Below are 7,543 nucleotides of genomic sequence, written 5' to 3' on the forward strand. Positions count from 1 at the left end.
TAAAGGTGTTCAAGCCAATTGTAAAGCGAAAGGAGAAAAATATGGCACAAAAGGCACATAGTTTATCGCACACAAAGTGGCACTGTAAGTATCACATTGTGTTCACCCCTAAGTATAGACGAAAAGTCATCTATAATCAATATCGAAGTAGTTTAGGCGAAATATTTCATCGCTTGTGTAGTTATAAAGGAGTTGAAATTATCGAGGGTCACTTAATGCCAGACTATGTACATAAGTAATACTAAAGCCTCTTTAAGAGGCAAGTGACGAGTCAAGAGTTGAACAAAGTGAAAGCCAGCGTCTTTAGGCGCTGGCTGGTAATTTGGACTTATAGTCCTGGGACAAACCACCCGTTAGACGGATGGTCATGATTGTGGGGATATTTACTTCATTTTATCTTGAAATTTAGTTTTTGCCTAGATTCTAATATCTTAATCATTCCTTGTACTTTCTCTCAATGTCAATCTGGTTCCCAGCATGGTCAGGCTTGGAATTTTCCGTCCATGTAAAACTTCCTTGTTAAGAATATCCATACCTGCCCAGCCCATTTCTTCAGTATAAACTGTAATGCTAGAGAGGGGAGGATAAACTTGCTTGGTCAGGCTAGTGTCATTAAAAGAAATAAGGCTGACGCGGTCTGGCAGGCTGATTCCAGCTTCTTGGAGGGCACGGAGAGCACCGATGGCTAAACTATCACTGGCAGCAAAAAATGCTGGTGGCAGTCGGTCTCCTAAGTTCTGAATGGCCTCCTTCATCAAGTCATAGCCAGACTGGGCAGTGAAAGTCCCTTGAAAGACCAGTTCTTCATGATAGATACCTTTAGACTGAGTATAGTCTCTGAAGTTGTCGAGGCGCTTGTCTTGGATGATTTCTACTTGGTCGGTTGTTTCTTCGAGAGCTGTCAAGATTCCAATACGGTCCATTCCTTGGCTTAGGAAATGGTCTATAACTTGCTTCACAGCTGTATAGAAGTCCGTGATAATACAAGTATGTCCGAGGGAAAGAGTGTCGCTATCTAAAAAGACCAGTGGTTTTTGGTATTCCTCAAAAGCAGTAATCTGTGCTCGGCTAAATTTACCGATGCAGAGAATCCCGATGACTTCCTCGCTCAGTGTAAAAGGATGGTCATTAAAATAGCGCAAGATATCGTAATCCAGTTCTTGGGCTCTTTTTTCAATACCCAGACGAATCTGGTAGTAGTAGAGATCATCGAGCTCTCCTTGTTCACTAACCCACTGGATAATGGCAATCTTTTGCTTAAGTTTATGACCTTCTCCAGTCTTAAGATGCTTGGTATAACCCAGCTCTTCAGCCACGGTCAAAATACGATGTCTAGTTTCTTCAGTAACGGATAGGCTCTGATCACGATTGAGAACACGGGACACGGTCGCAATAGAGACAGAGGCTAGTTGAGCAATGTCTTTTAAGGTAGCCATAAATCCTCCTTGATTTAGGTTAGTATATCATATTTTTCTTCTTTTTACTTATGCTTTAGTAAAATTTGAGTAAAAAGGATTGACCTCGGGAAATCCCTTGGATACAATAGAAGAAAACGATTACACGTTAAGGGAACTTAACGAGATCTTCAAAGGAGAAATCATATGACACAACATCTTACTGCAGAAGCACTTCGTAAAGACTTTCTTGCTGTTTTTGGTCAAGAAGCAGACCAAACTTTCTTTTCACCAGGCCGTATCAACTTGATTGGTGAACACACAGACTACAACGGTGGGCACGTTTTTCCAGCTGCTATTTCCTTGGGAACTTACGGTGCAGCCCGTAAGCGTGACGACCAAGTTTTACGTTTCTACTCAGCTAACTTTGAGGACAAGGGCATTATCGAAGTGCCTTTCGCTGACCTCAAGTTTGAAAAAGAGCACAGCTGGACTAACTATCCAAAAGGGGTTCTTCATTTCTTGCAAGAAGCTGGGCACGTGATTGATAAAGGTTTTGATTTTTATGTTTATGGGAATATCCCAAATGGTGCTGGCTTGTCTTCTTCTGCATCCTTGGAACTCTTGACAGGAGTCGTGGCAGAGTATCTATTTGATTTAAAACTAGAGCGTCTCGATTTGGTTAAAATCGGAAAACAAACAGAAAACAACTTTATCGGAGTCAACTCTGGTATCATGGACCAGTTTGCTATCGGTATGGGGGCAGACCAACGTGCTATTTACCTAGATACCAACACTTTAGAATACGACTTGGTGCCACTTGATTTGAAGGACAATGTCGTTGTTATCATGAACACTAACAAACGCCGTGAATTGGCCGACTCTAAATACAATGAACGTCGTGCTGAGTGTGAAAAAGCAGTGGAAGAGTTGCAAGCTGCCTTAGACATCCAGACCTTGGGTGAATTGGACGAATGGGCCTTTGATGAATATAGCTACCTAATTAAAGATGAAAATCGTTTGAAACGTGCTCGTCATGCTGTGCTTGAAAACCAACGTACCCTCAAAGCTCAAGTAGCCCTTCAAGCAGGAGATTTGGAAACATTTGGTCGTTTGATGAATGCGTCACACGTTTCTCTTGAGCATGATTATGAAGTAACTGGTTTGGAATTGGATACACTTGTCCACACAGCTTGGGCACAAGAAGGTGTTCTTGGTGCTCGTATGACAGGAGCAGGTTTTGGTGGCTGTGCTATTGCCTTGGTGCAAAAAGATACTGTTGAGGCCTTTAAGGAAGCTGTAGGCAAACACTACGAGGAAGTAGTTGGATACGCTCCAAGTTTCTATATCGCTGAAGTTGCAGGTGGCACTCGCATCCTTGACTAGTCAAAAGGAGGCTCTATAGTGACCTTAGTAGATAAATTTGTAACGCATATCATTTCTGAAAGTTCATTTGAAGAAATGGATCGAATCTACCTGACTAATCGTATTTTGGCACGAGTGGGAGATGGTGTTTTGGAAGTTGAGACCAATCTGGACAAATTGATTGACCTCAAGGACCAGTTGGTTGAGGAAGCCGTTCGATTAGAGACGATTGAGGATAGTCAGACTGCGCGTGAAATACTTGGTGCTGAACTGATGGATTTGGTGACCCCTTGTCCAAGTCAGGTCAATCGTGACTTCTGGGAAACCTATGCCCACTCTCCTGAGCATGCGATAGAGGATTTCTACCAACTCAGTCAGAAGAATGACTACATCAAACTCAAGGCCATTGCTAAAAATATTGCTTACCGTGTTCCATCTGACTACGGAGAGCTTGAAATTACCATCAATCTCTCTAAGCCTGAAAAGGATCCAAAGGAGATTGCGGCAGCCAAGTTGGTGCAAGCTAGTAATTATCCTCAGTGTCAGCTTTGTCTAGAGAATGAGGGCTACCATGGTCGGGTTAACCATCCAGCTCGCAGCAACCACCGTATTATCCGTTTTGAAATGGCTGGTCAGGAATGGGGCTTCCAGTATTCGCCCTATGCTTACTTTAATGAGCACTGTATCTTCTTAGATGGCCAGCATCGTCCCATGGCCATTAGTCGTCAGAGTTTTGAACGTCTGTTGGCTATCGTAGAGCAGTTTCCAGGATATTTTGCAGGCTCTAATGCCGACTTGCCGATTGTGGGGGGCTCTATTCTAACTCATGATCATTATCAGGGAGGCCGTCACGTATTTCCTATGGAATTGGCTCCCTTGCAAAAGACTTTCTCTTTTACTGGTTTTGAGCAGATCAAGGCTGGGATTGTCAAGTGGCCCATGTCAGTGTTGCGTTTGACGTCGGATTCCAAAGAGGATTTGATCAACTTGGCTGACAAGATTTTGCAGGAATGGCGCCAGTATTCAGATCCAAGGGTGCAAGTCTTGGCAGAAAGTAATGGAACACCACACCATACCATTACACCCATTGCCCGTAAACGCGATGGACAGTTTGAGTTGGACTTGGTCTTGCGAGACAATCAGACATCGCCAGAGCATCCTGATGGCATCTATCATCCCCACAAGGATGTCCAACATATCAAGAAGGAAAATATCGGCTTGATTGAGGTCATGGGCTTGGCAATCTTGCCACCACGTCTGAAAGCAGAAGTAGAACAAGTCGCCAGCTATCTCGTGGGAGATGGGGATACAGTTGCCTCTTATCATCAGGAATGGGCAGACAAGCTCAAAGCCTACCATCCAGAACTAGCGGATAAAGAAAAAGCCCTTGAAATCGTCAAGGACTCTGTAGGTGCTATCTTTGCGCGTGTTTTGGAGGATGCAGGAGTCTATAAGCAAACGGAACAAGGACAAGTAGCCTTTATGCGCTTTGTAGAGCAGGTCGGAATTTTGCCAGACTAGGAGCTTTCTCCTTGCACAGTCCTATAAAAAGTAGTATCATAGTGTCGTTTGAAATATCAGGAGGAAACGATGAAAGATTTTCATTTTGACGCTATATCTGCCTTTGAAAATTACGAAATTGAACAAATGAGAGATGGTCACGTTGTGGTGACGACTAAAGTAGTGGACTCGTCGCTCAACTACTATGGCAATGCCCATGGTGGCTATCTCTTTACCCTTTGCGACCAGATCAGTGGTTTGGTGGTCATATCTCTGGGGCTTGATGGAGTGACACTACAATCCTCTATCAACTACCTCAAAGCAGGAAAACTCGACGATGTATTGACAATAAAAGGAGAATGTGTCCATCAAGGTCGCACAACCTGTGTGGTGGATGTGGATATTACCAATCAAGGGGGTAGAAATGTCTGCAAAGCAACCTTTACCATGTTTGTTACAGGTCAGCGATCAGAAGATAGACAGGTAAGGATATAAAGAGTAATTTAATAGAGTGAGGTGAATTTTGGAATTTATAAAATTTGCCTTACTCATTTTTTGATATTGATATGATTTAATTCTAAAATAGAAAATTTAGTAATGTGGTAGAAAATACAAGAGTTGTGTTTTAATTTCTATGGTATAATTAAAAACATGAAGATAAAAGAAATAAAGGAAGTTACTTTACAACCGTTCACGAAATGGACAGGTGGTAAAAGACAATTATTGCCTGTTATTAGAGAATTAATGCCTAAAACCTATAACAGGTATTTCGAACCTTTTGTTGGAGGTGGAGCTTTATTTTTTGATTTAGCTCCTAAAGATGCAGTTATTAATGATTTTAACGCTGAACTAATAAATTGCTATCAACAAATTAAGGACAATCCTCAAGAATTGATTGAAATTTTGAAAGTTCATCAGGAATATAATTCAAAAGAATATTATTTAGATTTACGTTCTGCTGATCGTGATGAAAGAATAGATATGATGTCTGAAGTACAAAGGGCAGCACGTATTCTCTATATGTTGAGAGTAGACTTTAATGGTTTATATCGTGTGAATTCTAAGAATCAGTTTAATGTACCTTATGGTCGTTATAAAAATCCTAAAATTGTTGATGAGAATTTGGTATCTGCTATTTCAACTTATCTGAATAATAATCAAATAGAAATTAAAAAAGGAGATTTTGAAAAGGCTGTTTTGGATGTTCAACCAGGGGATTTTGTATATTTTGATCCCCCGTATATTCCATTGTCAGAGACAAGTACCTTTACTTCCTACACTCATGAGGGGTTTTCATATGATGATCAAGTAAGATTAAGAGATACCTTTAAGAAATTGAGTGATGTAGGGGCTTATGTTATGTTGTCAAACTCCTCTAGTTTTTTGGTAGAGGAGTTGTATCGAGATTTTAATATCCATTACGTTGAAGCTACCCGAACTAATGGAGCAAAATCTTCGAGTCGAGGAAAAATTTTTGAAATTATAGTCACAAATTATGAAAAATAACGAATATAAGTATGGAGGTGTTTTAATGACAAAACCATACTATAATAAAGATAAAATGATTCTTGTTCATGCAGATACGTTTAAGTTATTATCGAAAATGAAACCAGAAAGCATGGACATGATCTTTGCTGATCCTCCATATTTTTTGAGTAACGGTGGTATATCAAATTCTGGGGGACAGGTTGTATCTGTAGATAAAGGTGACTGGGATAAGATTTCTTCCTTTGAGGAAAAGCACGAATTCAATCGTAAATGGATTCGTTTAGCAAAAGAAGTTTTGAAGCCTAATGGGACTATTTGGATTTCGGGGAGTTTACATAATATTTACTCAGTTGGAATGGCATTAGAGCAAGAAGGTTTTAAAATTCTAAATAACATTACTTGGCAGAAAACAAACCCTGCACCTAATTTATCCTGTCGTTATTTCACTCATTCTACTGAAACTATTTTATGGGCAAGAAAAAATGATAAAAAAGCTCGTCATTATTACAATTACGATTTGATGAAAGAGCTAAATAATGGTAAGCAAATGAAAGATGTTTGGACAGGTGCTTTGACGAAAAAAGCTGAGAAATGGGCTGGCAAGCATCCAACACAAAAACCAGAATATTTATTGGAACGTATAATTTTGGCCTCTACTAAAGAGGGTGACTATATTCTAGATCCATTTGTTGGTAGTGGCACTACGGGTGTTGTTGCGAAGCGATTAGGTAGAAGATTTATAGGTATCGATGCTGAAAAAGAATATTTGCAAATTGCAAAGAAGAGATTGGAGTTAGAAAATGAGACAAACTAGAAATTTTGATGAGTGGTTGTCAACGATGACCGACACAGTAGCTGACTGGACTTATTATACAGATTTTCCTAAGATTTATAAAAATGTATCTAGTATAAAAGTTGCTCTAAATATTATGAATAGTCTTATAGGTAGTAAAAATATACAAGAGGATTTTTTAGACTTATATCAGAATTATCCAGAAATTTTAAAAGTTGTACCTATACTTATTGCTAAACGTTTGACAGATACAATTATTGTTAAGGATTCAATAAAAGATTTTTATTTCGATTTTAGTAAACAAAACTATAGTATTGAAGAATATACTATGTTTTTAGAAAAATCAGGTATATTTGATTTATTGCAAAATCATTTAGTATCAAATTTAGTTGACTACGTTACAGGTGTTGAGGTTGGTATGGATACTAATGGGCGTAAAAATCGGACTGGGGATATTATGGAAAATATTGTCCAAAGCTATCTTGAAGCTGAAGGATATATTTTAGGAGAGAATTTATTTAAAGAGATTGAACAAAATAAAATAGAGGAAATTTTTTCTGTCGATTTATCTGCTATTACGAATGATGGGAATACTGTAAAACGTTTTGATTTTGTCATAAAAAATGAACAGGTACTTTATCTGATTGAAGTTAATTTTTATTCAGGAGGTGGTTCAAAATTAAATGAGACGGCTAGATCTTACAAATTGATTGCTGAAGAAACTAAAGCTATTCCTAATGTTGAGTTTATGTGGATTACTGATGGACAAGGTTGGTATAAGGCTAAGAAGAATTTACGAGAAACATTTGATATTTTGCCATTCTTATATAATATTAACGATTTGAAACATAATATTTTAAAGAATTTGAAATAGATCCAATTCGATTAGATGGGAATTGGGATTGATTGTATTTATAATCAATTTGTGATAAACAAAAAAGAGGCTTACACCTCTTTTTCTTATTTCTTTTTATGATTTAATACGGCATTGAGGACAATGGCG

7 protein-coding genes and 1 pseudogene are annotated in these 7,543 nt (G+C 38.8%); 7 read left to right on the top strand and 1 reads right to left on the bottom strand.

Going from position 1 to position 7,543, the window contains the following annotated elements:
* Positions 1-41: 41 nt before the first annotated feature.
* A pseudogene (gene tnpA / locus RYL77_RS08530) lies at positions 42-233 on the top strand (IS200/IS605 family transposase); the annotation flags it as partial.
* 198 nt (positions 234-431) lie between these two features.
* Here tnpA and RYL77_RS08535 read toward each other — a convergent pair.
* The gene (locus RYL77_RS08535; protein WP_315010964.1) at positions 432-1,436 is read right to left on the bottom strand and encodes a LacI family DNA-binding transcriptional regulator; all 1,005 of its coding nucleotides are present in this window, start codon (positions 1,434-1,436) and stop codon (positions 432-434) included.
* A gap of 165 nt (positions 1,437-1,601) precedes the next feature.
* On the opposite strand from RYL77_RS08535, the gene RYL77_RS08540 reads away from it, so the two are divergent.
* From RYL77_RS08540 to RYL77_RS08565, 6 genes are all read left to right on the top strand, one after another.
* On the top strand, positions 1,602-2,780 hold the full coding sequence (locus RYL77_RS08540; RefSeq protein ID WP_315010965.1) for a galactokinase: 1,179 nt from the start codon (positions 1,602-1,604) through the stop codon (positions 2,778-2,780).
* An 18-nt stretch (positions 2,781-2,798) separates the two neighbouring features.
* Positions 2,799-4,280 carry a UDP-glucose--hexose-1-phosphate uridylyltransferase gene (locus tag RYL77_RS08545; protein ID WP_315010966.1) on the top strand — a complete coding sequence of 494 codons (1,482 nt, stop codon included), beginning with the start codon at positions 2,799-2,801 and terminating at the stop codon, positions 4,278-4,280.
* Between the two features lie 69 nt (positions 4,281-4,349).
* The gene (locus tag RYL77_RS08550; RefSeq protein WP_315010967.1) at positions 4,350-4,754 is read left to right on the top strand and encodes a PaaI family thioesterase; all 405 of its coding nucleotides are present in this window, start codon (positions 4,350-4,352) and stop codon (positions 4,752-4,754) included.
* 156 nt (positions 4,755-4,910) lie between these two features.
* On the top strand, positions 4,911-5,765 hold the full coding sequence (locus tag RYL77_RS08555) for a DNA adenine methylase (RefSeq protein WP_315010968.1): 855 nt from the start codon (positions 4,911-4,913) through the stop codon (positions 5,763-5,765).
* A 25-nt stretch (positions 5,766-5,790) separates the two neighbouring features.
* Complete coding sequence (locus RYL77_RS08560; protein WP_315010969.1) at positions 5,791-6,561, top strand: site-specific DNA-methyltransferase; 771 nt, start codon at positions 5,791-5,793, stop codon at positions 6,559-6,561.
* A complete protein-coding gene (locus RYL77_RS08565) occupies positions 6,548-7,414 on the top strand; it encodes a type II restriction endonuclease (protein WP_315010970.1) in 867 nt (288 codons plus the stop codon). Before RYL77_RS08560 ends, RYL77_RS08565 begins: the two co-directional genes overlap by 14 nt.
* Positions 7,415-7,543: the final 129 nt, after the last annotated feature.

The organism is uncultured Streptococcus sp. (genome assembly GCF_963516515.1).
In the GTDB taxonomy this organism is placed as follows: Bacteria; Bacillota; Bacilli; order Lactobacillales; family Streptococcaceae; genus Streptococcus.